29 protein-coding genes and 1 pseudogene are annotated in these 25,646 nt (G+C 42.4%); 19 read left to right on the top strand and 11 right to left on the bottom strand.

All coding sequences use genetic code 11. From position 1 onward, the window contains the following. Positions 1-25: 25 nt before the first annotated feature. Positions 26-991, bottom strand: a complete 966-nt coding sequence (locus ACTWP7_RS15450) for an L-lactate dehydrogenase (protein ID WP_014644491.1) — start codon at positions 989-991, stop codon at positions 26-28. Positions 992-1,341: 350 nt separating this feature from the next. Here ACTWP7_RS15450 and ACTWP7_RS15445 point away from each other — a divergent pair, with 350 nt between their 5' ends. Together ACTWP7_RS15445 and ACTWP7_RS15440 are read left to right on the top strand one after the other, a co-directional pair. After that, positions 1,342-1,515: a hypothetical protein gene (locus ACTWP7_RS15445; RefSeq protein WP_443123954.1), complete on the top strand. Its 174-nt coding sequence runs from the start codon at positions 1,342-1,344 to the stop codon at positions 1,513-1,515. A gap of 30 nt (positions 1,516-1,545) precedes the next feature. Further along, positions 1,546-1,746: a hypothetical protein gene (locus ACTWP7_RS15440; protein ID WP_443123953.1), complete on the top strand. Its 201-nt coding sequence runs from the start codon at positions 1,546-1,548 to the stop codon at positions 1,744-1,746. Positions 1,747-1,901: 155 nt separating this feature from the next. On the opposite strand, the gene ACTWP7_RS15435 is transcribed toward ACTWP7_RS15440, so the two are convergent. The 3 genes from ACTWP7_RS15435 to ACTWP7_RS15425 all read right to left on the bottom strand — a co-directional run bounded on the left by ACTWP7_RS15435 (position 1,902) and on the right by ACTWP7_RS15425 (position 4,521). Continuing rightward, positions 1,902-3,071: a hypothetical protein gene (locus tag ACTWP7_RS15435; RefSeq protein ID WP_443123952.1), complete on the bottom strand. Its 1,170-nt coding sequence runs from the start codon at positions 3,069-3,071 to the stop codon at positions 1,902-1,904. A gap of 171 nt (positions 3,072-3,242) precedes the next feature. Further along, a complete protein-coding gene (locus ACTWP7_RS15430) occupies positions 3,243-4,142 on the bottom strand; it encodes an alpha/beta fold hydrolase (RefSeq protein ID WP_443123951.1) in 900 nt (299 codons plus the stop codon). 40 nt (positions 4,143-4,182) lie between these two features. Continuing rightward, positions 4,183-4,521 (bottom strand): hypothetical protein, encoded by a 339-nt coding sequence (locus ACTWP7_RS15425; protein ID WP_443123950.1) that lies wholly within the window; start codon positions 4,519-4,521, stop codon positions 4,183-4,185. 366 nt (positions 4,522-4,887) lie between these two features. Between ACTWP7_RS15425 and ACTWP7_RS15420 the strand changes: the two genes are divergently transcribed. The 4 genes from ACTWP7_RS15420 (at position 4,888) to ACTWP7_RS15405 (ending at position 7,767) form a co-directional block, all read left to right on the top strand. Further along, complete coding sequence (locus ACTWP7_RS15420) at positions 4,888-6,036, top strand: MFS transporter (protein WP_443123949.1); 1,149 nt, start codon at positions 4,888-4,890, stop codon at positions 6,034-6,036. A 196-nt stretch (positions 6,037-6,232) separates the two neighbouring features. Then, a complete protein-coding gene (locus ACTWP7_RS15415; protein WP_014644485.1) occupies positions 6,233-6,601 on the top strand; it encodes a nuclear transport factor 2 family protein in 369 nt (122 codons plus the stop codon). Positions 6,602-6,638: 37 nt separating this feature from the next. Further along, complete coding sequence (locus ACTWP7_RS15410) at positions 6,639-7,028, top strand: hypothetical protein (protein ID WP_443123948.1); 390 nt, start codon at positions 6,639-6,641, stop codon at positions 7,026-7,028. 55 nt (positions 7,029-7,083) lie between these two features. Further along, a complete protein-coding gene (locus ACTWP7_RS15405) occupies positions 7,084-7,767 on the top strand; it encodes an HAD family hydrolase (protein WP_443123947.1) in 684 nt (227 codons plus the stop codon). 78 nt (positions 7,768-7,845) lie between these two features. On the opposite strand, the gene ACTWP7_RS15400 is transcribed toward ACTWP7_RS15405, so the two are convergent. Together ACTWP7_RS15400 and ACTWP7_RS15395 are read right to left on the bottom strand one after the other, a co-directional pair. After that, complete coding sequence (locus ACTWP7_RS15400; protein ID WP_443124016.1) at positions 7,846-8,685, bottom strand: TetR/AcrR family transcriptional regulator; 840 nt, start codon at positions 8,683-8,685, stop codon at positions 7,846-7,848. Between the two features lie 108 nt (positions 8,686-8,793). Continuing rightward, positions 8,794-11,874 (bottom strand): annotated as a pseudogene (locus ACTWP7_RS15395) (efflux RND transporter permease subunit); the annotation flags it as partial. Positions 11,875-11,988: 114 nt separating this feature from the next. Between ACTWP7_RS15395 and ACTWP7_RS15390 the strand changes: the two are divergent. From ACTWP7_RS15390 to ACTWP7_RS15360, 7 genes are all read left to right on the top strand, one after another. Continuing rightward, positions 11,989-12,834 (top strand): TetR/AcrR family transcriptional regulator, encoded by an 846-nt coding sequence (locus ACTWP7_RS15390; protein ID WP_443123946.1) that lies wholly within the window; start codon positions 11,989-11,991, stop codon positions 12,832-12,834. Between the two features lie 1,390 nt (positions 12,835-14,224). Further along, positions 14,225-14,566 (top strand): helix-turn-helix domain-containing protein, encoded by a 342-nt coding sequence (locus tag ACTWP7_RS15385; protein WP_443123945.1) that lies wholly within the window; start codon positions 14,225-14,227, stop codon positions 14,564-14,566. Between the two features lie 102 nt (positions 14,567-14,668). Beyond that, positions 14,669-14,878: a hypothetical protein gene (locus tag ACTWP7_RS15380; RefSeq protein WP_443123944.1), complete on the top strand. Its 210-nt coding sequence runs from the start codon at positions 14,669-14,671 to the stop codon at positions 14,876-14,878. Between the two features lie 3 nt (positions 14,879-14,881). Continuing rightward, positions 14,882-15,181, top strand: a complete 300-nt coding sequence (locus ACTWP7_RS15375; protein ID WP_443123943.1) for a TIGR04104 family putative zinc finger protein — start codon at positions 14,882-14,884, stop codon at positions 15,179-15,181. A 36-nt stretch (positions 15,182-15,217) separates the two neighbouring features. Beyond that, complete coding sequence (locus ACTWP7_RS15370) at positions 15,218-15,979, top strand: class I SAM-dependent methyltransferase (protein WP_443123942.1); 762 nt, start codon at positions 15,218-15,220, stop codon at positions 15,977-15,979. 226 nt (positions 15,980-16,205) lie between these two features. Continuing rightward, positions 16,206-16,550 (top strand): MerR family transcriptional regulator, encoded by a 345-nt coding sequence (locus ACTWP7_RS15365; RefSeq protein WP_443123941.1) that lies wholly within the window; start codon positions 16,206-16,208, stop codon positions 16,548-16,550. Then, positions 16,550-17,011 (top strand): SRPBCC family protein, encoded by a 462-nt coding sequence (locus ACTWP7_RS15360; protein WP_443123940.1) that lies wholly within the window; start codon positions 16,550-16,552, stop codon positions 17,009-17,011. Before ACTWP7_RS15365 ends, ACTWP7_RS15360 begins: the two co-directional genes overlap by 1 nt. A gap of 139 nt (positions 17,012-17,150) precedes the next feature. Here ACTWP7_RS15360 and ACTWP7_RS15355 read toward each other — a convergent pair whose 3' ends face one another. Continuing rightward, positions 17,151-17,912 carry a sporulation protein gene (locus ACTWP7_RS15355; RefSeq protein ID WP_443123939.1) on the bottom strand — a complete coding sequence of 254 codons (762 nt, stop codon included), beginning with the start codon at positions 17,910-17,912 and terminating at the stop codon, positions 17,151-17,153. A gap of 926 nt (positions 17,913-18,838) precedes the next feature. Here ACTWP7_RS15355 and ACTWP7_RS15350 point away from each other — a divergent pair. The 5 genes from ACTWP7_RS15350 (at position 18,839) to ACTWP7_RS15330 (ending at position 21,991) form a co-directional block, all read left to right on the top strand. Further along, positions 18,839-20,176, top strand: coding sequence for a short-chain fatty acid transporter (locus ACTWP7_RS15350; RefSeq protein WP_443123938.1), 1,338 nt, complete (start codon positions 18,839-18,841; stop codon positions 20,174-20,176). A 148-nt stretch (positions 20,177-20,324) separates the two neighbouring features. Then, positions 20,325-20,519, top strand: a complete 195-nt coding sequence (locus ACTWP7_RS15345) for a hypothetical protein (RefSeq protein WP_443123937.1) — start codon at positions 20,325-20,327, stop codon at positions 20,517-20,519. Between the two features lie 83 nt (positions 20,520-20,602). Further along, positions 20,603-20,767, top strand: a complete 165-nt coding sequence (locus ACTWP7_RS15340; protein WP_443123936.1) for a hypothetical protein — start codon at positions 20,603-20,605, stop codon at positions 20,765-20,767. Positions 20,768-20,923: 156 nt separating this feature from the next. Further along, positions 20,924-21,319, top strand: coding sequence for a VOC family protein (locus ACTWP7_RS15335; protein ID WP_014644471.1), 396 nt, complete (start codon positions 20,924-20,926; stop codon positions 21,317-21,319). Between the two features lie 213 nt (positions 21,320-21,532). Then, positions 21,533-21,991 carry a hemerythrin domain-containing protein gene (locus ACTWP7_RS15330; RefSeq protein WP_443123935.1) on the top strand — a complete coding sequence of 153 codons (459 nt, stop codon included), beginning with the start codon at positions 21,533-21,535 and terminating at the stop codon, positions 21,989-21,991. Between the two features lie 141 nt (positions 21,992-22,132). On the opposite strand, the gene ACTWP7_RS15325 is transcribed toward ACTWP7_RS15330, so the two are convergent. Next, positions 22,133-22,942 carry a ZIP family metal transporter gene (locus ACTWP7_RS15325; protein WP_443123934.1) on the bottom strand — a complete coding sequence of 270 codons (810 nt, stop codon included), beginning with the start codon at positions 22,940-22,942 and terminating at the stop codon, positions 22,133-22,135. 348 nt (positions 22,943-23,290) lie between these two features. Between ACTWP7_RS15325 and ACTWP7_RS15320 the strand changes: the two genes are divergently transcribed. Next, positions 23,291-23,923, top strand: a complete 633-nt coding sequence (locus ACTWP7_RS15320) for a hypothetical protein (protein WP_443123933.1) — start codon at positions 23,291-23,293, stop codon at positions 23,921-23,923. 75 nt (positions 23,924-23,998) lie between these two features. Here the strand turns inward: ACTWP7_RS15320 and ACTWP7_RS15315 are convergent, their stop codons facing one another. Genes ACTWP7_RS15315 through ACTWP7_RS15305 form a run of 3 tightly spaced genes read right to left on the bottom strand, consistent with a single transcriptional unit; the run spans position 23,999 to position 25,591 of the window. Then, positions 23,999-24,439, bottom strand: a complete 441-nt coding sequence (locus ACTWP7_RS15315) for a DMT family transporter (RefSeq protein WP_443123932.1) — start codon at positions 24,437-24,439, stop codon at positions 23,999-24,001. 12 nt (positions 24,440-24,451) lie between these two features. Then, on the bottom strand, positions 24,452-25,147 hold the full coding sequence (locus ACTWP7_RS15310; protein WP_443123931.1) for a Crp/Fnr family transcriptional regulator: 696 nt from the start codon (positions 25,145-25,147) through the stop codon (positions 24,452-24,454). Positions 25,148-25,165: 18 nt separating this feature from the next. Continuing rightward, entirely contained in the window at positions 25,166-25,591 is a 426-nt protein-coding gene (locus tag ACTWP7_RS15305; RefSeq protein WP_014644465.1) for a DMT family transporter, read from the bottom strand. Positions 25,592-25,646 lie beyond the last annotated feature (55 nt).

Here is a 25,646-nt window from a genome sequence, read left to right as displayed (position 1 = left end):
CGATCAACTCTTTTCTGCGAATAATCTAGGTTGTTGGCTGGTTTTCAAAATTGGCGCCCAGGATATCTTTAAGGACGTTCACACTATGGTCGAACTGCTGTTGTTCTTTTTCGTTCAAGCTGACTTCTACAACATTCCGTATTCCCGTGCGGTTTACTACCGCCGGCACTCCAATATAAACGTCTTCCGCATTGTACTCTCCATTTAAATGAGCACTTACAGTCAGAACACTGTTTTCATTATTTAGAATAGCTTTTGAAATACGAGTCAGTCCCATGGCAATCCCGTAATAGGTTGCGCCTTTCTTTTCGATGATATGGTAAGCAGCATCACGGACATTGGTGAAAATCTCATCAAGATCTTCCATATGGTAATCTTCGTGACGTTCCATTAATTCATATACAGGCACCCCGCCGATAGATGCATGGCTCCATACTGGAAGCTCGGTATCTCCGTGTTCTCCAATGATATTGGCGTGAACGTTAGAAGGGGCTATGTCAAAATATTCTCCTAATAGAAAACGGAATCGGCCGGAATCCAGAATCGTTCCACTTCCGATGACGCGCTCTTTCGGCAGCCCACTAAATTTCCAAGTGGCATACGTCAGAATATCCACTGGGTTCGTTGCAACTAAGAAGATTCCGTTAAAGCCGCTCGCCATAACGTCATCGACGATGCTTTTGAAAATAGTCAGGTTCTTTTTCACAAGATCCAAACGAGTTTCTCCGGGTTTCTGGTTCGCCCCTGCACAGATGCAAACAATGTCAGCATCTTTACAATCTTCATACTGACCGTACCAAGTTTTCGTTGGATTTGGAGCGAAGACCTTACCGTGGTTTAAGTCCATGGCATCTCCCATAGCTTTATCTTCATTCAAATCGATAATGACAAATTCTTCGGTAACGGATTGGTTCAGCATAGCAAATGCATAGCTGCTTCCTACAGATCCTGCTCCAATAAGTGCCACGCGGTTTACTCGTTCTCTAGTCATATGAATTCCTCCTAAATGGTATCTGTGAATGATTGTGAAATATATCACATGTTCATTGTGCAATATTCTGCTTATTGAATCAATAGGTTTTGTGAAGTTTTTCACAAAGAAATTATTTTAGTAAGATGCAAGCGTTTTCTTGTTCACATTTTGTTCAAAAAATATTCTGACCTTGGAAAACTCGGATTTAATGGGAATGGACACACGGCCTCATGAGGAATTTATTTATGAAAAATTTGTTCTTTTTGCAACCAATACTGGAATCTAATCGTAAAGAAGGACGAATAGAAAGATCGTAAGTGAATAAAGGGACGATTATAAAAACTATTAAATCTGGGGGGGCGGAACGAATGAATTTATTCTTCTACATTACAATCATTGTTGGTTTTTCTCTTATCTATTATGGATATGTCAAAAAAATAGACAATGACCTAAAAAAGAAAGAACTGGAAATTGAAGAGAAGAAGATAGAGCTGGAAATAAAAAAGTTAGATCATAAGGACGGCGAAAAAGAGAAGGAATAGGATGAATGTTTCTAATAGCGAGCGATGATTATGAAAGAGGTGATTTCTTTGAAAACCTACGTGATCTTGTTTATGGTTGTTTTTTTTATGCATGGAATGACCCTGGTGAATGTCACGCTTTATGACGGCAATTGGAATGGAATTGTTCTAATGCTTTCCAATCTGTTATTTCTGGTTGCCTGCGTCTTCTTTGGGACGGAATTTCGGGCACGTAGAAGAGTTAAGGACTAGTTTGATCTGGGGTGTTAGATGATTAGAGAAGTGTGGTTTTACCCGCGGAAACCTTTGGTGACTGGATGATCTTAACCTTTAAACATGGAGTATAGCGCATACGCTTTTGTATAAAAAACAACCCACAGGTGAAGGACACCTGTGAGTAGAGAATTTTATGATTCTGTTTCTACAGTATCTAACCAATCGATGATTTGCGAGGAAATCTCGTGGTTGTTTTTGTCGATCATCATTAAGTGGGAGTTTCCGTTAATTCCTTCTTCTGTTAGCTGTATCACTTCGCCTGTGCCACCGTTTTCTTTAATCATATCAACGGTCGTTTGAACGGCTTCCAGACGACCTACCTGATTTCTTGATTCAAGGTAATCCCCGTAGACGCCAAGGTATGGAATTTCTGCGAACGTGTCTTGTACTTCCTGTTCGTCTGTTGGAGATCCTACAGGTTCGATAGCAATGATCCCTTTAACTAACTCTGGACGTTGACGTGCTACTTCATATCCAATTTCTCCGCCCATTGAGTGAACCATTAGTATAGCAGGGCCTTTATCCTCTAATAAGGAGATCATGTTATCTACTTCTTGCTGACTACCCCGGGAAGTTCCTCCACCAGCTTTTCCACCTGATTCAGTTCCGCTGAAAGCTTGGCCTTGACCGCGCTGGGTGCCTGCATCGCTGCTTGATTGTCCTTGACCCTGGCCTCCACGCGCATTACCGCTGCTGTCAGTTGATCCTGAGCCGCCTCCAGCGCTTACTTGCATGGGAATACCCGCGTAAAATTGTTCAAAAGAATCTGCCGGGAATTGCCCCTTTGGGTAAGGTTCATCCGGAGCGGACCCTAATCCCCAGCGCTGCCAGATCGACTGTGAATCCCATTTAGACATCGGGGAGCTTGCTTCTGATTCCGAAAGACCGGCACTAGCAAGATCTGACGTGTCTACGGTATAAACAGGATAACCGGCCTGGGCAAAATCATATGCCCAGCCATTACGAGAGTCTGGAGTGCTTTCATAAATGTTAGCCCCAAGTCCTAGTCCGGGAACCATGACCACCGGCGTATTGTCCGATTCATAAGGGATAAACGAATGGATCAGAGACTGGGTATCCTGAGAATCTCCTACATAGAAATCATCTATCGTCTTAAAGCTAACGCTGCTTTCCTCATCCCCTGCGCCGGAAGCATCAGAAGAATCGCTGGTAGCGGCGGGACTGCTCTCCTCTGTCGTTTGGTTGTCTTCTGCCGCCTCATCGTCCTCACTTGTATTGGTACAAGCACCTAGTATAAGAAGGGCGGCCATAAGTGCGAATGTGAATGATACTTTTTTCATAAAGATCTAAAACTCCATTTCTATTAAGTATATATTGGAACCGTTCCAACAACCTCAGTATGACATAAGGAGTGTGGTGGAAATTTGGGGAGTATGTGTAAAAAGCATGTAATTATATTGCAATCTTTACCTTTTTAATATCATCTTGCCGGGAATAAGGAGGAGAGGTGTTTATTTTCGATTTTTCAGTTCTGTTTCAGCCAATTTAAATATCATTTCCTGATAGTCCTTTTCAAATAAAAATAAATGACCTTGTCCTTCAAGGGGATGGAAGACAGCATTCGGTATATGATCTGCAAGATGCTGTCCGTAAGAAAAAGGCACTAATCTGTCTTCTGTTCCATGAAAGATATGGATTCTGCCCGGGATTTCTTTCAGCTTTACGCCCCAATCCACATAGTGGACAGCTGCGTCGATCGCAACACCCTTTCCACCCTGGCGGAAAGCCTCTTTCTGTTCAGCTATAAAGCGTTTTTGAAATTGCGGATCTCGCGCAATTTTTTTGTCCGTCTCACTTACCGTCTTTAAGAGACTTTTGATGGTCAGTTTTGGGAACATCTTCATGACAATCCCCATCCCTTTAAATAACAAGCGGAAAAGTGGAGGGGATTTCTCAGCCAACTTGATAGACAGCCGGTCTGCAGGTGCTTCCAGTTTCTCAGCAGCATCAGGCATTTCAGTAAAATTCGTGTATCCTGCAAACGCGAAGTTAAAGGTTAAATGGTCGGCTAAAGAGTAGCTGCAGACAGTCGTGTGGGCGCCTCCACTGGATGTTCCCATCGCACCGAATGTATCAATTGCAAGAGCGTCCGCAAGCTCTCTGATATCTTCCGGGTAATCGAGCAATGCTCGATCTTCTTTAATAGTCGAACCGCCCATTCCAGGACGATCTATCGCAATGATCCGGAATCCGAATTTCTTTGCTGTACTGTCCAGGTAGCGGGCTTCTAACCTAGATCCGGGTCCACCGTGACCATAGAAGATCGGATAGCCAGAGAGATCTCCAAACTCGCAGTAGGCGAGTGTCCTGTCATCTTTTGTTTGTATCGTATTGGTTTGAATTTCTGTCATTATGATCCCCCTCTTATCTTTGCACCTTCTCTAAAACCTTTTATTCTCCCATGGCTATTACGTACATCTTTGATAATCCGTTATATTCTACTATGATGACAGGCGATTTCTCCTCAGTCGTATAGATATCGGCCCCCACCGGTGATTTCGTAGCCATTCCTTTTTTTACTTTTCCTAGCCTCTCCCCTTTTTGATACCCTTTTTCTTTTACCCATTCAGCTCCATGAGTATAGACTTCGTTATTTTCCAACTCTATTAAATCAGCATCCGGGTTCAGTTTTAATACTTGGCTCCTTGATAGAAGTCCACCTTCATTAGCACCTGGATAACATCCAGCTACTATGAAAAGTAAGGCGAAGCAAACCGTAAAACATTTCATTATTTACCTCCTGTGTCAGGCTGCAGCAAGCGTCATGTATAGATCTCATCTCCCCTAACTATAACATTGGACTCGTTATGAGAGATGAGTAGGTTTTGGCTGATCAAAAGTTACAAAATACGTAGTAAGACCTGTGGAATAGTTGTAACGATGCAAACATTTGTTGTGAGTTTTTAGTATTCTAATATAATTTAAATATCCTTACAGCACTACCTAACAACTCTATTAATATTGTATTTACTAGTAATATTTTCGGTCGTAAATCATTCAATATACTTAAATAATATATAAAGAAAGTTTTGAGTGGTTTTACCAAGGGTAACAGTCTCCATATTAGTCATTTTCTTTCAGGGAGGAGGGAGAATTATGAAGAAAATGGAGATCGAAATTCCTGCGATATCTATCATAGGTTTACTGGCTTTATCCGTTATCTTCGGATGGTTCCGGTATGGCTACGGTTTATTAGTGCCCGAATTTAAACGAGCTTTTGGTGTATCCGCCTCTACTTTAGGAGTAATCTCCAGCCTGTCTTTCGTTTCCTTTTTAGCAGGGGTGGTGGCGGTGTTAATGCTGGTTTCTAAATTTGGTTCGCGCCCGGTTATTCTTATCGGGATATTTGCTGCATCAACAGGTTTGTTAATGGCTTCCCTTACTTCAAATCCACTCATTTTTACAGTGGGGTGTGTGGTGGCCGGCTTGAGTCCCGGTTTAACGTGGTCTTCTTTTTCTGAGAACGTCAATCAGCACGTTAAGAAAACGGTCCAGGAGCGGTCGCTTGCGGTGATTAGTACCGGTTCGACTCTGGGATTAATCGTAATCTCCATAAGCTACCTGTTCCTGGATGGACAGTGGAGAATCATTTGGATCACAGGAAGTGTCATAGGATTCTTAATTTTTATATGGGCTTTTCGGTCCATACCATCCTCCAATCAAGACAACCGTGGAGGAAAAGAAGTTAAAATCAATAAACGGTCCTTCCTGACTAAAAACGCGAGACCGCTGTATGTAGCTTCCTTATTGTTTGGGATTACGGAATCAACTTATTGGACGTATGCCGCTGACTTTGTGAAGGAAAATTTCTTCGTAGATAATTCGAACGCCATCTTTTTCTTAATTACGGGTCTGGGAGGAATTGCAGGCTTATGGGCTGGCGATTTAATTAACAAATTAGGTCATAAAATCTGCTTCGCAGTTACGATTCTACTCTACTCGATCAGTATGGTGGTTCTGTTTATCTCTCAATCCTGGTTGTTTGTCGGAATGTCAGGACTGCTATTCGGAAGCACGTTTATGCTTTATGCTGCTTACCTGCCAATCTGGAGTGCCAAAGTATTTCCTGATAATCCCGAGAAAGGCTTTAGTGTAAGCGTCATTCTATTAAACATCGGGGCAATTATAGGTCCGGCCGTTTTTGGTGGAGTGTTAAAATTTGCAGGATACGAGTGGGTGTTTCTAATCATTGGACTGATTGCCTGCCTGAAAGTATTAGTCATGCCTAACACTAGGGAGGCATAGAAGGAGTATAAGGTAAAACGATAGAGCAAAACTATTAAATGGTAAAATCACCCACCTCAGGTCATCCAGATTCTGGATGACCTGAGGTGGGTTTTTTTGGAAAGTGAGAAGAAGGGTTTTATTCTTTCCTTATCGAAAATTGAACGTAATGATAGTCTTGTATAGTTAATAGAACAGGAAACGAAGGAGATCATTTATGACTAATAATTTAATTAATCAAATAAGAGAACTGGAGGAAGCGCACTTAAATCTTAAGGTAAGAGAATCTCCTGAAGAACTCGATAAGATATTGGCAGATGATTTTTGGGAGATCGGCAGTTCAGGCATGATCTATGATAAGAAAGAATGTCTGGAACTTGGAGTTGTATTATCGCAGATGACTTTATATAACTATGAAATCGACAGGCTAGCTGAGGATGTGGTACTCGCAACGTACTTTATTGAAGATCAAACAAGGAATAGACATACCCTTAGGAGCTCTATTTGGAAATTTATAGATGACAGATGGCAGTTGTATTTTCATCAGGGGACCATAACTCAGTTACGAGTGAAAGATTTAACGTGATTCGATCATAAGTATTGGAAGGAGTGGGTAGGCTGCTATGCTTGAATACTTTGTTTTGCTTCCATTGATGGTGGTTGTATTTTACTCATTATATATGACTGCCCTATTTCCGAACTTTCTTACTTACACTGGCTATGGATATTTTCTGGTGCTTACTCTAATTTTTGTGGTACTCAGGGAAAGAATCAAATCCAATTATGATTTTGAGACTCCAGCCTATTGGGAAAAGAATTCTGAGTTAGTTGATATTGTGATGTGGTTCTATTTAATCCCGGGGTTTGCGGTTATCATCTTTGCTCTGATTTATTGGTTTAAAGGAAAGGAAGAAAGAAAGTTCAGACACATTTTTGCAAGTATTATAGGCTTAATTCTTTTCTTCATTTATAACTATGCTATTTTTGAGCTGTTTTTAGGTTATAGCCGGTAAGATCATTATAGGATGGGAACTGGATGAAGGTGGTGTTTCATAGGAGGGGATGATCATGATTAAAGCTATTATTTTTGATTTAGATGGAACGTTACTGAACCGGGATGAGTCATTGAAGGTTTTTATATCTGAACAGCACGATCGATTGAACAAGTGGCTGGGTCATATTCCTAAAGAGGAGTACATACAGAAATTTATTGAACTGGATGATCACGGATATGTGTGGAAAGATGAGGTATTTGAACAACTAACGAAAGAATTTGAAATTGAAGGGATTTCTGTTCATGAGTTACTCGAAGATTACTTGAACTTCTTTAAGGAAAATTGTGTGCCATTTCCTGAGCTATTAGAAACGTTAGAGGAGCTTAAACGAAACCACTTCCTCGTTGGAATGGTTACCAATGGAAAAGGGCAGTTTCAAATGGATAACATAAAAGCTTTGGAAATGGATTCATACATGGATGTCATTCTTATATCGGATTGGGAAGGAGTTAAAAAGCCTGATTCAATGATTTTTAGAAGAGTAGCGGAAAGGCTTCACGTGTGCCCTGAAGATTGTGTATTCATAGGCGATCACCCAGATAAAGATGTAAAAGCAGCCCGGGAAGTTGGGATGAAAGGAATTTGGAAAAGGAACGATCAATGGGATGGAGCAGAGGCGGATGACATGATTGATGATTTAAGCGAGATACCCGGAATCATTTTGCAATTCAATTCTATTTCTAATGGAACGTTATAAAATCTGCATCTCATATTTCTATGTTTATAAATAAATCCACTCCTGATTCTTCAGGAGTGGATTTGATTTTACTCTCTTTTATTTACTTCTGGTATCACCCAGCATCTGGTCCACGTAGCCGCGGATAACCGGACTATTAATCGTCGTCAGATAACTAAGCATCCATTTAATTGCTTTTTTATTCGGAGAGGTAGTATTAACTTCCTCTTCCACAGAATCCAGAGTAGAGAGAAGCTTATGCTGATTCTCTTCACTGAGATTAAGGTGAGGCACCATTTCTCTCAGCTGCTTAATACTTAACCTGGTCAAATTGAAATTCTGGTTGTCTTCATCTGTTGGACTCATATTAGCCCAGGTCAGAATCGGAGCCTGACTGCTCTGGTTCAACTGCGTCATATACCCATCCAGACACTCCATTAAGAAGGAAGTGACGTGGGAGGAGTCAACGTTTGAATCCATCACCATGAATTGTTTCACATATTCCTTGGTCAAACCATTCAGCATAACGGCTGCATCCATGGAATATGATTTTTCCGTTTGATCATAGACACTTGCGATAAGCAATTGCTGATGATCAATAAGGGATTTGTCGCTGAATGTCACAAGGGCCATATGAATAGCCTCAGCATCAGCAGGTTGATGGACCATTTTACGCAACCATAGACCTCGTTTGATGCGGGCCTCAATCTGGTGGTAGATCTTTTCAGACGGTGTCAGCTTGTCGTCCTTATTGATCTCTGCAAACTCCTGGTCCAGAGCTTTTTGACTTTGCTCAATCAAGCCTGAAAGTAAACTGAACTTTGTGGTATAGTAACCGTTTAGTTCTTGTTCATTCATTTTACTCTCCTGAGCCACGTTCGCCATGGTGGCAGCAGTGTATCCTTTTTGGATAAAAAGATGTTCAGCTTTGCTTACAATATGGCTTTGAGATTCCCCGTTCTTAAGCTCCGTTGCAGCCAGTTCATCTTGATAAACGTTGTCACGGTCAAAAGAAGGAGAGGTGTTTGCTGTTTTGTCTTCTGCTATAGTTCGTTTCTTTCTGCCTATTTTAGAAAGCAGTTCATAGACCACAGGAACAATTAACAGGGTCAGAAGCGTCGAACTTGCGAGCCCGCCGATAACCGTTAATCCGAGACCTTTACTAATAATGGATCCGCCTTCTAATCCTAAAGCGAGCGGCAGTAAAGCACCGATGGTCGCAAGGGCTGTCATAAGGATCGGACGTAATCGGGTAGTACCCGCGTCAAGCAGAGCTTCACGAGTGGTAAATCCATCTTTTTCACGCTGGATCACCCGGTCGATTAATACGATACCGTTAGTAACGACAATTCCGATCAGCATGAGTCCACCAATCATGGCCGAGATACTCAGCGTCTCACCGCCAATGAGCAATCCTAATACTGCGCCGATAATGGTAAACGGCAGGGCAAATAGAATCGCAAGAGGGGCTAACGCTCCGCCAAAGAAGATGACGAGTACCAAATAAACGATGGCAATCGCTGCAATCATGGCGAGACCCAGCTGACTGAAGGATTCATTGATATCCTCGGTCACGCCGCCAATCGATAGATCAACGGAGGCAGGGTGGTCAATGTTATCAATCTCTTCCTGCACGTCGGCAGAAATCGAGCCGATGTCGTCGGAGGAAGATGTCGCACTTACACTCGCATAGACCTGACCGCCTTGACGGCTGATCGTATCTTCTGTCGTGCCTTCTTCCACTTCCGCAATTTCATCTACCTGCACGGTCTGGCCGAGCGGTGTCTGAATTTCTTCATTCGTCAGTTCGTCAATGCTTTCATAACTATCGTTTTCAATTTCCAGATAAACCTGCAGCTCTTCTCCATCCTGCTGCACGGTGGTCACTTCCGGACGTTCACGATTCGGACTCAGCGTCTGACCAACCTGACCGGCTGTAAGTCCGAGACTGCTCAGTTCGCCAGGGTTAGCTACCAGCGTATATTCTTCATAGGATTCAGACAGGCTTGATTCGGCATCCGAGAGGTCTTCCTGGTCGTTTAGAATCTGAGTCACTTCTTCTACATATGGTTTGATTTCCTCGGTAGAATCTCCGAATACCTGGACTTGAATATCACTGCTGGAACCAGTTGAAGAGAAGTCCTGGTTACTCCAGTCTCCGCGATCGATCATTTCCTTCAGATCGTCCATAACCTGTTGTTTCTCATCAGAAAAATTCTCCGTGTCTTCGTTATACTCTACGAAAAATGCTGCCTGATTAGAGGCGCCGGGGTTCATTGGATTTTCTCCACCCACGGAATACTGGATATTTTCGACGTCTTCACGGTCAGCAAAATATTGATACGCATCTTCCGCAATTCCTTCCACATCTTCAACGGTCTGGCCTGGTGCCGGACTATACGTTGGCATGACCATTTTCTGTTCTTCAGAAGGAAGGAAGCTCACTCCAACCAGCGGAATTAAGGCAATACTTCCAGCCAGAATCACCACAGCGGCCAGGGAAGTAATGATTTTGTGATTTAATACACTGTTTAATACTTTCTTATAGCCTTTCGCCAGTCGTCCTGGGCCTTCTTTGTGACTCTTAGCTGCCTGCTTTTTATTTAATAGACTGTGAGACAGCATAGGCACAATGGTAACCGCAACCACCAGGGAGGCAAGCAAGGCAAATACAACCGTTAAGGCAAAAGGAAGGAAGATTTGGCCTACGACGCCTTCAACTAACCCTAATGGCAGGAAGACGGCAATGGTTACGATCGTAGAAGAAAGAATCGGCATAAACATTTCCTTCGTAGCGGATCGTATCAGGTCTTTACCTTCCAGTTTTTCATCAGTTAACGACATCCGCCGGTAAATGTTCTCGACAACCACAATGGAGTCATCCACTACTCTCCCTATGGCTACTGTCATCGCACCCAGGGTCATAATGTTTAACGTAATGCCCATTTGGTTTAACACAATAAGAGCGATAAAAAGGGATAGCGGGATCGAAATCACTGAGATGATTGTCGTTCTGAAGTTTCTTAAGAATAATAGAATGACAGCAACTGCAAATAGTCCTCCGAAGAGGGCTTTATTTAACATCGTGCTGACGGATTCTTCAATCGGTTCACCCTGGTCAAAGGAATAAACGAATTCTATTCCATTGATGTCTTCTTCAAATTCAGAAGCTTGGTCTTTCACAAGGTTAACCACGTCAACCGTGTTCGCTTCCTGAGATTTTACGATTTGTATAGAGATGGATTCTTCTCCATTAGTTCTGGAAATGGAATCCGTCTGGGCTACAACCTCGAGATTGGCTACTTCCGAAAGGGGAACCGTAGGAATACTCTCTTGAGCTGATTGTCCTGAACCTTGCTGACCGGCGCCCTGTCCGTTCTGGGAAGGGGTGATCGGGATTTCAAGATTCTCTAAGTCTTCCAGATTCGTAACGTTTCCATCCATAACGACCGATTTTCTCGTTTCATCGAACGTGTATAAGCCTAATGGGAAAGCCACATCCGCGCCCTGGATATAATTGGTCACGGTTTCCTGATCCAGCCCATTTTCCTGTAAGGCTTCTTCATCAAAGTTCATTTGAACTTCCTGGACCTGCTGACCGGAGACTTGAACGTCAGCGACCCCTTCCAATCCTTCCAGCTCTGGAACGATGGTATCATTAACGGTAGCGGTTAAATCTTCTAAACTACCACCTTCATTAAGCACACTCATACTAATGACCGGAAACGCGTTAAAGTTTACACGGGATACTTCCGGCTCCTGAGCAGCTTCAGGAAGCGTGAAGGAATCCACAGATTCTTGCAGTTCATCTTCAGCTTCATCTAAATCTTTACTATAGCTGTATTCAAGCTGTAAACTTGAGGCATTCTGGAAGGAAGATGAACTGACGGTTTGAACCCCGTTCAGATTTTCCACCTGCTGCTCCAGCGGTTCTGATATTTCATCTGCTACCTCTTCCGGAGTTGCTCCCGGATACGTAGTGGTTACGGTAACGATAGGTGGATCAATGTCTGGAATGGTTTCCAGTTTCATGTTCAATCCTGAATACAAGCCCGCTGCTGTTATAATGATCGTGATTAACCAGACAGCGAATTTGTTGTTCATGGAAAAATTTATTATCTGCTTCATTTGTTCCTCTCCTCTCAATTTGACCACTTAGTCAACCTGGTCTAAAATATACATGACCGACTGGTCATAAGTCAAGAATCAAACTCTGAACGTATAGAAAGGGTTACAATCAATATGGATCCAAAGAAAAAGAATATTATAGAGCAATCGATCAAGCTATTTGCAAGAAAAGGCTTCAGCTCTACTTCCGTGCAGGAGATTGCCAGAGAATGCAATATCTCCAAAGGCGCTTTTTATCTTCATTTTAAGTCTAAGGATGAGTTGTTATATGAATTGTTTGAGCATTACTGGAGAAGAATGCAGCGGCGGGTCAACGAGGTTTCTTCCGAGCCTCTTGAGCCGAATGAAAAATTCGCCCAGCAGCTAAAGATTACAATTGAGGAAGTAGCGAATCACAGGGAATTCATTATTATGCAGGTCCGTGAGCAGGTTATTCCTTTTAATGAAAATATCGAGCAATTTATTAAAAAGATGCGCTACCATTCGTATTTATTTTATAAAAATCATCTAATTTCCATCTATGGAAAAGAGGCGGAGGCTTATGCCTGGGAAGGAAGCTTAATCACCCAAAGCTTAGTCAGTAATTACATTGATTTAATCATCATAGATAACGTAGAGTTTAACTTTTTAGAAGTAGCTAACTCTATTGTTACGAAGGTAGATTACATGATGAAGGGGATTATGGAAAACAAGGATATTCCCGTCATCACGGAGGAGATTATTGAGCAGATGGCTCCAGACGACTTCGGTCTCTTACAGCTGAATGAGATCATCCGTGAGTTAAAAGAAGTCACCGTGTCAGAAGCGGATCGGGATATTAAAGATACAGCTGAAGTTCTCACTCTTGAATTGGAACGCACTTCTCCGCGTGTAGCAGTAGTCAAAGGAATGGCTTCGAATCTTGAAAAACATGAAGAGTATTTAGATTTAGCTTCTAAACTAAGAGCTTATTTTATTTAAAAAACTTATTGCGCTAAAGGGCCGGTTAGTTGAAGACTCAGTTTCGAGATATCGGGTTACAGTGAAGGTCCTGCGGGGGACGATTCGCTTTCCGTGGGCATGTGGTAAGCTTCCTCAGGCTTCGCCTTCCGGGATCTTACCGATCATGTTTATCCCACAGGAGTCTTCATCGTCCCCCTCCGGACCTTGCCAAATCAGCAACTCGAAACCACTTCAAACATCACCTGCGTGATGAGGAATTAGACCAAGTGGTTTTCTACTTATTTCAGGATGTAACTAATTTCCCTAGACCGTCATAAAAGCATTTAATCCAGATTTAGCAGGGGAATTTTTCTCTCCTAGAAGGGTCCGTTTTTCTTAATCATGATGGGTTGGTGGGGAAATTGCGAGACTCCCATGGGAGAAGGAACTAGGTGAGATCTCGCAGGGAGTGAAACGAGCTAGGAAGCTCCTGTTAAAAGGAGGATCGACTAAGGTCGCTACGTCCTGTGGCAACGTCGATCGACCCCACATCGTGTAGGGCCATAGGAAAGCGAGTTATTTCCCCACCAGCCATTTTCCATCTTACGTAACGGACCTAACTATCTCGAATTCAATTCTTCCAGTATCGGGAGCTTATATGAAACAATCTTTGAGAATTAACAGTGCTATTTGTAATTCATGAAGGGGGTCGCTTATTAGTTGTACGTTCCGTTTGTCTTTCTATCGATATGACCATCAAGTCAAAGTTAGAAGAATAAAAATATTATCCTCTTTTATCCATTGACTATCCGGTCATTTACGTTTATGTTAGTAGTGTAATTGAATATTTTCCTTTTAAGGGGAGTAGCTTTTACAGCAAAGTCGTCAATCCAGAGTGAACTTCACTCTCGGCTTTGTTGGCAGTGATGCTGTTAGCAAGACCTTACCGTCCGGGTATAGGTCTATAGATATGGAGTGGCCTATACACGTGTATAGGCCACTTTTTTTTATGAACAATGAAGAAGAGAGGAAAGATGATCGTAACCTGCAATATTATAGAAATGGATTCGATGGTTATGGGTGGGAAGCCATAAGTATGCATAATAGGGGAGGCAGAAAGATGTCCGGAATTTTCAATTCTAGCATTCAAAAGTTAAAGGACGATGGAGTAAATATTAAACAGACACCGATGAAGAAAAAGGATTGGAAGAATATGTTTTACAGCATGAAGAAAAACCCACTCATTTGTTTTAGACCAGGGGAATATAGACGGTCTTAATACAGATGAAACAAGGAGTTTGGGGAGAGGTAGAGAATATGTGAGGAGGCAGAGTGGAATCTGTGGTAAAATCCGGTAACAAGATGGTAAGTTGAAAAAATAGAGAGGTAATCTATCTCTATATACCAGAAAATATGAATGGAGGATATGATGAAGCAGTTTGCTAGCAGTCTAGCGCAGATTTTTTTAGGTTTATGTATTTTAGCAGGGTCCTGGATGATCGCCGATGCGATGAGTGATAATAATCCTTCTGGGAATTCTATTGAACAGGTACAAGTGAAACCCCAGACGAAAGATCAATTATTGAGTCATTCGGAATTACAAGAATACTTAGGAATTAAACAGGACCAAGTAGAAAAGCTCCTGCCAAAAAAAGAAGGAAACGTCACCAAGAGCCAAATTCCTTACATACAGATTGGCTATGAATACTATTTTCCAGTCAAAGCGGTTGATCTATGGCTGGAAGAAACGGAAGCTGCAATTTTTGATTAAAGATTCTTAAAGTTTACTGGTAAAAATGAATAGGTTAAGCAGAAAACTAGTTGCTGTATGTATTGATTGAAACATGCTAAAAAAACTCTCGGAGGAATGAGCATGCATACGTATCAAAAACTGACTGTCTATTTTGCTTTTCTAAGTGCTTCCTTTTTAGCAGGAGGGTTAGTGTTTCAATCCTATACAGAGTATTCGATACTCGTTGGATGGGGAGGAAATCTTATCGCGAATTTTTTTGCTTTATTTTATGCTGTGAAGTGGAGGAGAAGACGACAAATAACAAAGAATGTGAATGAAAAAGGAGTGTGAAAAATGCCTGTATGCAAAAGCTGCAAAGAAGAATGGACATGGGGTGAAACCATGAAGAAATCTTTTACGTTAGCTGCTGGAATTACGTGCCCGCATTGTGAAAAGAAGCAATACCTTACTGCTTCCTCCAGAAAGAAAAGCAGTCTAAGTATTTTCCTTATTCCTTTCGTTATGTTGATCTCTCTTTTATTCGATAACTCTTCCCCACTCTTTTTATTCTTTTTAATAGGAACTGGAGCACTTGTGATGAGCGTGCAGCCTTTTATCATGGAATTATCCAATGAAGAGGAGCCGCTTTGGTAATGAGTCCGGGTTATGAAAAGGGAGAGGAGATTACCTATGAAAGAAACCGACTTTTCTACTATTGCTGATCACTACGATAATAATCATTATAGAGTCAAAGAATTAGAAAAGGATACGACCTTAAAGGCCCATATCACTAAACAAAAGAAAGAGAAGTATGAAGTGCTTGATTTATCATGTGGAACAGGGCTGTATCATGCTAAGCAAGTTCCTTTATTTCATGATTCACGAGTTCGATGGACTGGATTGGATGCATCGGAAGCTATGCTTGAAAAAGCAAAAGAAAAGCTTGGATCGATTCAGCTGGTTCATGGCTGCGCGGAGAGTATGCCTTTTGAGTCAGACAAATTTGATTACATAGTCAATAACTATTCGTTCCACCATTATCAGGACAAAGAAAGAGCTTTGGATGAGATTACACGGATTCTCACGACAAATGGACTGCACAAGATGCACAATATGGCTATTCATGCCATGCCAAAGGGGTGGGTGTATCACTACTTTCCTCAAGCTTATGTTGAGGATGTACAAAGATTCTGGCATCATGATGAGATCTATGAAGCACTTAAGAAAAGAGGTCTTGAAGTTCAATTACACGTGGACTATCGCCGGCAGGAGGTCACGGTCTCGGACTATCTTCCGCATGCGGAAAACCGGGATATTTCCGTATTGACGTTAATCAGTGACGATGTATATGAGAAATGGCTGAACAAAATGAAGCAGGAGGTAAAGGAAGATCCCCTCCTAACCATTCCCCATGAATTTGCCGAGCTTTTCCTCACTGCAAAAAGACGATAGGTTGAAAAAATCGTTTGGTCAAAATGAACGAAATAAAGGGAGGTTAATAGAAACCTCATGATAGGTAGTAACGAATTGTTCTAAGGGACGATTGTTCCTCTGGTCAATTCTATAACCCTCTCCATGGAAAAAGGGGATCCTTGTCATTATGCCAGGTTATCTGCGAATTTCTATTGACTGTGTGGTGTACCCCATAGTTTAAGCTAAAGGAGAAGAGGAGGTCTTCATGTATAAAGTCAGCGAATTTTCAGCTTTAACAGGATTAAGCAAAGAAACATTAAGATACTATGCCCAAGTCGAGCTTTTAGAGCCTGTGTTCGTCGACCCAGCCAACCAATACAGATATTACGACGACGGATCCTACCTTCTCGCTTTATTGTTGGCGAAGCTGCGGGGGTTCGGCTTGACCATCCAGGAAATGAAGACTGTTATGAACGATAAATCCTTTGACAATCTGGAAAAATTATTGCTTAAAAAAAAGAAAAACATCGAATCTGAGATTGAAGAATTACGTTCTAAGGTAGCAGATATTGACGAGTTTATCGAGTCCGGAAAGGAGAGGGATAAATAATGGAATGGAAAGAAGAGCGAACCATAGAAGCGAATATAGAAACGGTATGGAATTTATTTCGGGAGGAAAACATGCTTGTGATTATGCCGAAAGTTATTGAAAATGAGCCGGTTCACATAGAAGAAGGGGGAGTGGGATCTAAATACCGGCAAAAGTACCAGGAAGGGAAACGCGTAGAAACCTATATCGTGGAAACGGTAGGGTATGAAGATACGGATGAGAAAAAGTTTAAACAGCTTAACTTTACCTTAGCGAAAGCATTCGATATTACTTTTTCTTTCACCCTTGAAAAAGTGACTGAGTCCACGACCCGCTTTATTTATGAAGGGAATAACCGGGGAGTCAACTTTGTGGGCAGAGCGTTTATGAAGCTTGGAAGTAAGAAGAACAACCAAAAGGTCGTAAATGACTTTAAGGACCGTGTGGAGGAAGAAGCATTAAAAGAAGAAGCTAGGACTTAAAAAAGGAGCACAGACGCTCCTTTTTTGCATGAACAAATGTAATTCCACTGCGCATACTCTTCGTGTAATAGGGAGAACTTTGGATGGATTTCGTGCTTCATAAATAAAACGTCCAGGGGACTCCTGGACGCTTTGCTTATCATTGTTTAAATTGATCAATCGTTTGCTGCAGCTTACGCGCCACGCCATCTAACGAACCGTTAAGTTCGTCGCTCGTAAGCGTGACTTTCGTTCGGCTTTCATCCATTTCCAGGGCTTCAGCAAATAACCCTCCAAGACCACGTGCGCGTCGATCCACTTCAAGCATCACATCGACATGGTTTTCTTTTAGAAAGAAAATCGCTTCCAGTTCATCTAAGTAAGAACGGTATTCTCCGCCCGGGGCGAATTCGAATTCCTGCACGTAACCAAAGTGTTTGGAGTACTCCATTTCCACTTCTCTAAGGCGGAAGCCGAGTCTGTTCTCTAATGCGTCCAGTACTTTTTCAATGTAAGGGTGCGGGGATACCTTAATCGGATCGCGGTCTTCTGGATCCAGAGCCATAGGAATATCCAATCCCGTTTCAAACCAAAGCGGCAGCCTTCCGAGGGAAGCAGGAGTGTGATACGGAAGCTGAATTGAAAATGGGATTTCCTTTGTTTCACCTTCTTTAATCGTCTCCTGATGAGCGATCGGGTATTTCTGGATCGCGACTTTTTCTTTGATTTTCTTATCGCCCGATTCACGGAGGGCTTCTGTCATGAGGAAAATGTGGATGGAGTCGATGGATTGTTCTACATCTCCTCCTTTGATGACGACTTTCCCGTGCACGTCTTCACCTGGTACAAATTGTGCTTTTTCCAACTGGGTGTCTACCTTAGCCGATCCCACACCTACACTTGCTAAAAATTTCTTGAACATCACTATCTCCTCCTTTCCTTGATTATACGAAAAAACGCCGGGAAAAGGTTCAACTTTTTCGTAAAGGATCAGAGATTAAATGGGGAATTTATTATGTATTAGACTCTGTTAAACTTCCGTGTTGATTTTAAGGTAAAGCTCCCGTTTGTTTAAGACTCAGTTTCGAGATAAATGGGTTATAAGGAAGGTCCTCCGGGGGACGATTTCGCTTTCCGGCCCTGCACGACGCAGGGTCGTTCGACGTTGCCACAGGACGTGGCGACCTTAGTCGAACATCCCATGTGGTAAGCTTCCTCAGGCTTCGCCTTCCGGGATCTTACCGATCATGTTCATCCCACAGGAGTCTTCATCGTCCCCCTCCGGACCTGGCCGAATCAGAAACTCGAAATCCACCAAAAATGCCTACTAAAATTAACGGGAGAGCAAAAGAGTATCTAGCTTATTTAAGTGTACAACCCCTGATATATAAGGGGTTAAGGCTGATCCAGAACGATTACCTCTATTATGGAAGGGTCCGTTCACTCCTCAATCATAGGATGGCGGAGGAAACGGCGAGACTCCCGCGGGAGAAGGAGCTAGGCGAGACCCCACAGGGAGTGAAACGAGCGAGGAGGCTTGCCAGTTCCCCCGCAGGAAAGCGAGTTGTTTCTGCAGCCACCCCCTCTCTTTATTAGCAACGGACGCAGAATATCTCGAAACTGAGTCTTCCACAATCCGGCCCTATTGCGTAATAAGGCTCTTATGAAAAATCAACATTAAACTTTAACAGAGACATGTATTAAAGGGTTACCTTTGAAGGATCATCTTGCATAGCAATTTGATCTGACTGGATATAATTTCTTTAATCTACCTTGAATTTTCCATTCATTTCAGAGAGACTAGAACATGTTAGATTATTTTGAAAACGTTTACAAAATTGAGGGGTGATGAAGCTGCTTAAAGGAATGACTTTGTTTTTTGATCGACTGGTTCAGCGGTATCTACCGGATGCTTTTTTGTTTGCGGTCATATTAACACTCGTGGTGTTCGGTCTTGGGATTGGTTTTACAGAAAGTTCTCCCGTTCAAATGGTTCAATTCTGGGGAGACGGGTTTTGGGATTTATTAGCTTTTGCCATGCAGATGTCTTTAATTGTTGTAACTGGATACATATTAGCCAACACCCCGCTTGTTAAGAGTGGGCTAGAGAGATTGAGTACGCTGGCTAAAACGCCAGGCCAGGCTATCTTGTTAGTTTCTTTTACTGCAGCGGCAGCGTGTTTAGTTAATTATGGCTTTGGTTTAGTTGTAGGAGCTTTACTGGCGATTCACGTAGCCAGACGTGTACCAAACGTGGATTATCGATTATTAATGGCCAGTGCCTACAGTGGATTTTTACTGTGGCACGGAGGATTGTCTGGTTCCATCCCTCTTACGATTGCAACGGAAGATCATTTTCTTTCGGACACGATTGGTTCGGTCCCGATTACAGAGACTCTTTTTAGCGGTATGAATTTATTTATCGTCTTTGTTCTATTAGTGTCCCTGCCGTTTCTGAATTTATGGCTGTTAAAGACCAGTGGTGATTTGAGCAAAAATAACCTGGAGCTGTTACATGAAGATCGGGCGGAAGAAGAGCTTGCAGCAACTGCTGAGCAGATGACACCTGCCGAACGTTTAGAAAACAGCGCCATCGTTTCTATCGCGATAGGGTTGTTAGGGCTATCGTTTGTTATTTACTTTTTCGTACAGAATGGTCTCGATTTGAATATCAATATCGTCAACTTTCTCTTCCTGTTCCTGGGGATTCTGTTTCATAAAACCCCTCGGAATTTTTTGAACAGTGTCAACGAAGCGGTAAAAAACGCAGGTGGTATCATCATTCAGTTTCCTTTCTATGCAGGGATTATGGGAATGATGGTGGCTTCTGGATTATCTGAGCAAATGTCTTCCTGGTTTGTAAGTATATCTACGGAATTCACATTTCCTTTGTTTGCTTTTATTAGTGCTGGAATTATTAACTTTTTTGTCCCTTCCGGCGGAGGGCAATGGGCTGTCCAAGCACCAATCATGGTTCCGGCTGCGATGGATCTTGATGTCAGTACCGCCAAAACAGCGATGGCTGTTGCCTGGGGAGATTCATGGACGAACATGATTCAGCCATTTTGGGCTCTACCCCTGCTTGCAATCGCTGGGTTGAAAGTGAAAGATATTATGGGATTCTGCGTGATCATTTTTCTTTGGAGTTTCATTCCGATCTCCATCGCTCTATTATTCATCAATTGATCCATTGAAAAGCGGGACCTTCGATACTGGGGGTTCCGTTTTTTCGATGTTTGGATACAAGTTGAAATGATTAAGTCTATATGACTTTAAACGAGAAAAACACACCTGTATTTTGTAAAATTGTTTATGAATTGGCAGGAGTTTAATTATGGGGGGGAAGCAGATGAACAAAAATCAAAGACTAACTATTATTTTTATACTGTTGGGCTCAATTTTGATTTCAGGAGGCATAGGTCTTCGTGATTATGTGAATTATTCACTTGCGATAGGATGGTTAGCCGGGTTTATCTCGCAACTGCTTGCAGTATGGTTTGCAATTAAATGGTATAACGAAACAAGATAATCACTAAGATTCAACTGATCATCTGTTTATCCCTCCGGTTTTAAAAGAAGAAACATCCTAGGATACAAAAAGGAGTGAAACGAATGAATGGTTTATTAATTATTGTTGTCATCATCCTTTCTCTATGGTCAATTACCAATACTATCCAAAAGGTAACGGATAAGGTATTGGAGAAGCAGGACCAGCAGACGCAACTATTAGAGGAAATAAAAGCGAATATAGAGTCTGGGGGACATGGTGATAAGTAAGGAGTGAATTGCTCTGGAATGATGAGTAGGAACTCGGAGTAATAGGTACTTTGCAGGATACTTACGCATAAAGAAGGAGTCTGAAACTAGAAATAGAATATACATACTTGAATGAGCGATTGGAATGTTTTAAAAAAATATCAACAGGAGGTTCCTATGGGAAGAGTTATTCATTTTGAAATTCATGTGGATGATATGGAACGGGCTAAGAATTTCTATAGCGGGGTATTCGGATGGACATTTGAAGATTGGAGCGAGTACGCGGGAATGCCTTATGCCGGAGCTGTGACCGGCGATGACAAGGAGCTTGGGATCAATGGAGCTTTAATGCAGCGCCAAAGCGCGCCTCCTGAATTAAATCAGGCTCTAAATGGCTATGCATGTACCATAGGTGTGGAAGATTTCGATGCTGTTGAATCTAAGATTTTAAATCATGGCGGCCAGGTCGCAATGCCGAAATATGCCCTGCCAGGAATGGCCTGGCAAGGATACTTCCTGGATAGCGAAGGAAATATTTTCGGTCTTCATCAGACAGATGAAAACGCAGAATAGAGAGAGGCTATTTATATCTATAGCCAATTAATCTGTAAACCGTGTTGTTGATTCTCATGAGAGACTTATTAAAAAATCAGGTTAGATTATTGAAGACTCCATTTCGAGATGTTTGGTGGAGAAACTCCAGGGAAAGACTCGCTTTCTATCTTTTACAGCTTTTCGTTCACTTGCTTAGTGGTCTTGAAGGTGCTTATGGAAAGGAGGATGGACATGAAAAGACATGAAGCTTTGATCCCTCTATCCCACCACCACCATCACGCTTTAGTGATGGCTCTTGAAATGAAAAAAGCTGGAACAGAAAAAAGTCAAAAGAACTATAAGCAATTAATAAGGGACATGATTGATTTTTGGAAAGACGATGGCCGGGATCACTTTAGGGATGAAGAGGATATTCTACTACCGGTTTATCTTGAATATGCTGAACAACCTAATGAAGCTTTGGTCAAACAGATGCTCTATCAACATGCGCAAATCAGATGTCTGATTCGTCATCTTCGAGAAAGTCACAATACATCCTATGATAAAGTGAATGAATTAGGCAAATTACTGGATGAGCATATACGACTGGAAGAAAGAGAATTGTTCCCATTGATAGAAGAAGCAGTACCTGATAAATATCTTTATGAAGCAAAAGGTGGTTTTCATAGAGATTCGCTCAGTGGAAAATAAAACGTATTTGCACATACAAGGTTATACCGGTCATGTTATTGTTCATTTAACTATGCAAGTGAATGGGCGGCATGATGGAAATTTTGCCGGCACGAAAATGTCCAGAGTACATCACTCTGGACATTTTTGATTCTTATTCAATTAGCCAAGCGCGACATCGAGTGTCATCATGAGAGTGAAACCAAGCATGAGGCTCATGGATGCGAGATTGACATTTCCTTTTTCATGGGAGCCTGGAATGATTTCCTTAGCCACCACAAAGATCATGGCACCAGCGGCGAAGCTGAGTGCGTACGGAAGAATAGGCTCAATGACAATCACGGCCGACGCACCGACGACTGCCGCTATTGGTTCGACCATCCCTGAGAATTGACCGAACATAAAGCTTTTCTTTTTCCCCATCCCATCACGGTGAAGCGGCATGGATACGGCCGTACCTTCCGGGAAGTTCTGGATGCCAATTCCAAGAGCGAGTGCCAAAGCCCCCGCAAGCGTCGATTCTGTCATGTTGGAAGCAAGAGCTCCAAAGGCCACGCCGACAGCCAGCCCTTCAGGAATATTGTGAAGGGTCATGGAAAAGAAAAGCAGAGCTGTGCGATTCTTAGCCTTATGATCTTTAATATCGTGCATGTAACGATCGGTGTCAATCGCTGGAAGCATGCGATCGACAAACAGCAGCAGCACGCCACCTAATAAGAAACCGACGGCAGCCGGAAGCCAGGCTGGACCTGGGCTTTTAGATGACATTTCGATCGCAGGAGCAAGCAGAGACCAATAACTGGCTGCGATCATCACGCCGCCGGCGAAGGCGAGCATGCTATCAAGGAATTTCTGATTCGTTCCCTTGATAAAAAAGACGAGAGCGGCCCCGAGAGCTGTCATCCCCCATGTAAATAATGTACCAATAAAAGCTTGCATAGTAGGATGGAGTTCTTTGAAGGCTTCTAACATATTTATTCACCTCTCAATGTTGTATATTTTTATAAAAATTGCACACGTGCAAAAAACGTTTGTGACGCCATTTTACATAGAAGCTATGCGACCGTCAAACTTCCCGTTTGTAAAATATTAGGGAGGAGTTTTTCGTACATTTCGAACAAGCGAAAACTTCACAACGAAAAGAATATACCCAATATTTCACAGATTAAATCTCGAATTTTTGAACCTAATGTGTATGTAACGAACGCGTTATCCTGAAACTTATCGGTCCATGGAATCGTAAGCGTATGTAGAGAAGATGATCTTAAACAACACTCTCTTTTTCATCTATTGGTATAAACGAGAATGGGGGCTAAAGAAATGAAGCGACTTATGATTCTGATTGGAATAGCGCTTGTACTGGCCGGGTGTACGAATCAAGGCAGCAGCGAAACGGGGCATGCTCAGGAAGAGAACGACAGTCAAAAGGCTTCTTCATCCTCACTGGTGGTAAAGCCCGCGAAGCTTTCCAAGCGCGAGAAAACGCTTGTTAATCAGATCGGTGTTGATTATCAAACTTTCTTCACGGTGGATGGAAAGGTACCAGAGGGAGAAGCCTTGATCAGTTCCATTGAAGTCTACGAAAACGGGAAAATGATCAATGAAATCACCACCCAGTCTACGGCTGAAGAGAATAGTAAATATAAGAACGCTCTCCATTCTTTTCAAGTTCGTATGGGGGAGGAGATGAATGATTTAACGATTGGAGGACCAGATGGATATGTAGCGGGACAAGCGGAGCAGCCCAAAGACCTAAAAGCGTTCCTGTTTGAACATCCGGAAGAACGGGTCACGCTCAATAAGGGAGAAACCATCTACTGGGCTTATGTAATAGGATCAAGTCAGAGTCAATTATCCACCCGGGGGACGGAGAATTTGAAGACATTGCCTCCATCCATTAAGAATGAGGACTACGCCATTATTTTTAAAATGGAACTGAATGAGGAGAAGTAGCCATTAAAAAAGGCTGAAGGTGATTTTATTCATCTTCAGCTTTTCTAATTCGTCCAGGCTGTTTATAAGCCCCCCTCATTCCACCCTTTTTTCTAATTTATAAACGAGAACCCCGCCGATCAAAAGCGTGATACCGATCAGCTTCTGCCATGAGATGGAAGAAGATTCGAACCCGAACCAGCCCGCTGTATTGATTGTAAAAGCAATCAGGATCTGTGAAATCAGTGCTATCGATATAGCGTAGGCCGGTCCGATCAAGGAAACGCCCCTCATTAAGAAGAAAACGATTCCGACACCAAATACACCTCCGAATAAAAAGATGGGATTAACATCTCCAAACGCAAACAGGCTTTTTTGTTCGACCGAGTAAAAGACAGGCAGGGAACAGACGAGACCTAACCCGAGCACAAGTGTAGTGGTAGCCCAGGGTCCTGTTTTTTCACTGACTCTGGCATTAAATATATTTTGCAGACTAATTAAAATTCCGGAAATGATGGCGAGTGACGCACCAACCATAAGAGCACCTCCTTATTCGTAGATATTTCCTTTTGCGAGGGTTCGAAGCTTTTCCAGATCTTTAATCGTAACCGATCCATTGGTTCTCTCGACGACATGATCAGAAGCCATTTTCTTCAAAACCCGGTTCAAATGACGATAACTGGTGCCGATCCATTCGGCGAGTTCGATTAAATTGGACGTTCGCATTTCCTGATGAAAAACCGTTCCTTCTCCTACCGATGAGATGGATAATAAATAACTCGCCAGCCGCACTTCTACGGGGTAAAGCATGTGCATACTAGTCGTATGGGATTCGGTATAAAACTTATGGGCTACGGTTTCCAGCAGAAACCGGATGAAGCTTGGATGCTCCTTTTCAAGCGCAGTTAAATGTGAAAAGGGGACGGAAATCATCACGCCTTCGGTAACGGCTTCCACCGAATTGAGGACCGGGCTGCCTTTAACATATTCCACATCTCCAATTACAGCGAGTGGCTGTTTAAAGCGGTTAATCAGCGACTTTCCTTCCGGCGTCAGCGTGAAAATTTTAATTTTTCCTTCGACGAGAAAATATAATTCTTCAAGTTCATCCCCGGCAGAAAACAAAGTTTCGCCCTTTTCAAAAGGGGAAACCTTCATATGCTGCCTGAAGGAAGCTGGAAATAAATCGTCCAGCTGGTACTGTTGGATATTGGAGTCTAGTGTTGTATGCGGTCTTTCTTTCACGTTAAGCCCTCCTTCTATTTACAATTGAAAAAGGATGACACCGACGAGCATCATGGTCAGGCCGATACTCTGTCTGCGTGTGATCGGAACTTTTCGTTCACCGAACCATCCTTGTGACTCAATGATAAAAGCTGTCCCGATTTGTGAAACAAGGAGTAAAGCAATAGCAGGCGCTGGACCGATTCTGTGAATTGCTGTTAACTCTGAGAACACCACAATCACCCCAAACGATCCTCCCACCAAATAAAGCCAGGGTACCTGCCTGAAGCTTTTTCCTTTTCCATCCCGTACGTTTAAATAAATAATAATGGCTATGGTGAAGGCAATGATATGAACCATGGAAGTCGTATGCCATCCGCCAATTGCTTCACTTACTCTTGCGTTAAAGATTCCCTGCATTGTAATGCAGAGCCCTCCAAGCAGGGCAAATATTGCTCCTTTCATTGATCATCCTCCTCTTCTGCATTTATTAAAGAGGAAATTATAAGCTTTCGAAAGG

The organism is Halobacillus sp. B29, from assembly GCF_052246755.1.
GTDB lineage: Bacteria > Bacillota > Bacilli > Bacillales > Halobacillaceae > Halobacillus > Halobacillus halophilus.
This window is presented reverse-complemented; position numbering and strand designations above follow the sequence as displayed.

Bases quoted from the DNA above. Each gene is read 5' to 3' on its own strand.
- ACTWP7_RS15450 (WP_014644491.1), bottom strand. From the start codon at position 991: ATGACTAGAGAACGAGTAAACCGCGTGGCACTTATTGGAGCAGGATCT.
- ACTWP7_RS15445 (WP_443123954.1), top strand. From the start codon at position 1,342: ATGAATTTATTCTTCTACATTACAATCATTGTTGGTTTTTCTCTTATC.
- ACTWP7_RS15440 (WP_443123953.1), top strand. From the start codon at position 1,546: ATGAAAGAGGTGATTTCTTTGAAAACCTACGTGATCTTGTTTATGGTT.
- ACTWP7_RS15435 (WP_443123952.1), bottom strand. From the start codon at position 3,071: ATGAAAAAAGTATCATTCACATTCGCACTTATGGCCGCCCTTCTTATA.
- ACTWP7_RS15430 (WP_443123951.1), bottom strand. From the start codon at position 4,142: ATGACAGAAATTCAAACCAATACGATACAAACAAAAGATGACAGGACA.
- ACTWP7_RS15425 (WP_443123950.1), bottom strand. From the start codon at position 4,521: ATGAAATGTTTTACGGTTTGCTTCGCCTTACTTTTCATAGTAGCTGGA.
- ACTWP7_RS15420 (WP_443123949.1), top strand. From the start codon at position 4,888: ATGAAGAAAATGGAGATCGAAATTCCTGCGATATCTATCATAGGTTTA.
- ACTWP7_RS15415 (WP_014644485.1), top strand. From the start codon at position 6,233: ATGACTAATAATTTAATTAATCAAATAAGAGAACTGGAGGAAGCGCAC.
- ACTWP7_RS15410 (WP_443123948.1), top strand. From the start codon at position 6,639: ATGCTTGAATACTTTGTTTTGCTTCCATTGATGGTGGTTGTATTTTAC.
- ACTWP7_RS15405 (WP_443123947.1), top strand. From the start codon at position 7,084: ATGATTAAAGCTATTATTTTTGATTTAGATGGAACGTTACTGAACCGG.
- ACTWP7_RS15390 (WP_443123946.1), top strand. From the start codon at position 11,989: ATGGATCCAAAGAAAAAGAATATTATAGAGCAATCGATCAAGCTATTT.
- ACTWP7_RS15385 (WP_443123945.1), top strand. From the start codon at position 14,225: ATGAAGCAGTTTGCTAGCAGTCTAGCGCAGATTTTTTTAGGTTTATGT.
- ACTWP7_RS15380 (WP_443123944.1), top strand. From the start codon at position 14,669: ATGCATACGTATCAAAAACTGACTGTCTATTTTGCTTTTCTAAGTGCT.
- ACTWP7_RS15375 (WP_443123943.1), top strand. From the start codon at position 14,882: ATGCCTGTATGCAAAAGCTGCAAAGAAGAATGGACATGGGGTGAAACC.
- ACTWP7_RS15370 (WP_443123942.1), top strand. From the start codon at position 15,218: ATGAAAGAAACCGACTTTTCTACTATTGCTGATCACTACGATAATAAT.
- ACTWP7_RS15365 (WP_443123941.1), top strand. From the start codon at position 16,206: ATGTATAAAGTCAGCGAATTTTCAGCTTTAACAGGATTAAGCAAAGAA.
- ACTWP7_RS15360 (WP_443123940.1), top strand. From the start codon at position 16,550: ATGGAATGGAAAGAAGAGCGAACCATAGAAGCGAATATAGAAACGGTA.
- ACTWP7_RS15355 (WP_443123939.1), bottom strand. From the start codon at position 17,912: ATGTTCAAGAAATTTTTAGCAAGTGTAGGTGTGGGATCGGCTAAGGTA.
- ACTWP7_RS15350 (WP_443123938.1), top strand. From the start codon at position 18,839: ATGAAGCTGCTTAAAGGAATGACTTTGTTTTTTGATCGACTGGTTCAG.
- ACTWP7_RS15345 (WP_443123937.1), top strand. From the start codon at position 20,325: ATGGGGGGGAAGCAGATGAACAAAAATCAAAGACTAACTATTATTTTT.
- ACTWP7_RS15340 (WP_443123936.1), top strand. From the start codon at position 20,603: ATGAATGGTTTATTAATTATTGTTGTCATCATCCTTTCTCTATGGTCA.
- ACTWP7_RS15335 (WP_014644471.1), top strand. From the start codon at position 20,924: ATGGGAAGAGTTATTCATTTTGAAATTCATGTGGATGATATGGAACGG.
- ACTWP7_RS15330 (WP_443123935.1), top strand. From the start codon at position 21,533: ATGAAAAGACATGAAGCTTTGATCCCTCTATCCCACCACCACCATCAC.
- ACTWP7_RS15325 (WP_443123934.1), bottom strand. From the start codon at position 22,942: ATGTTAGAAGCCTTCAAAGAACTCCATCCTACTATGCAAGCTTTTATT.
- ACTWP7_RS15320 (WP_443123933.1), top strand. From the start codon at position 23,291: ATGAAGCGACTTATGATTCTGATTGGAATAGCGCTTGTACTGGCCGGG.
- ACTWP7_RS15315 (WP_443123932.1), bottom strand. From the start codon at position 24,439: ATGGTTGGTGCGTCACTCGCCATCATTTCCGGAATTTTAATTAGTCTG.
- ACTWP7_RS15305 (WP_014644465.1), bottom strand. From the start codon at position 25,591: ATGAAAGGAGCAATATTTGCCCTGCTTGGAGGGCTCTGCATTACAATG.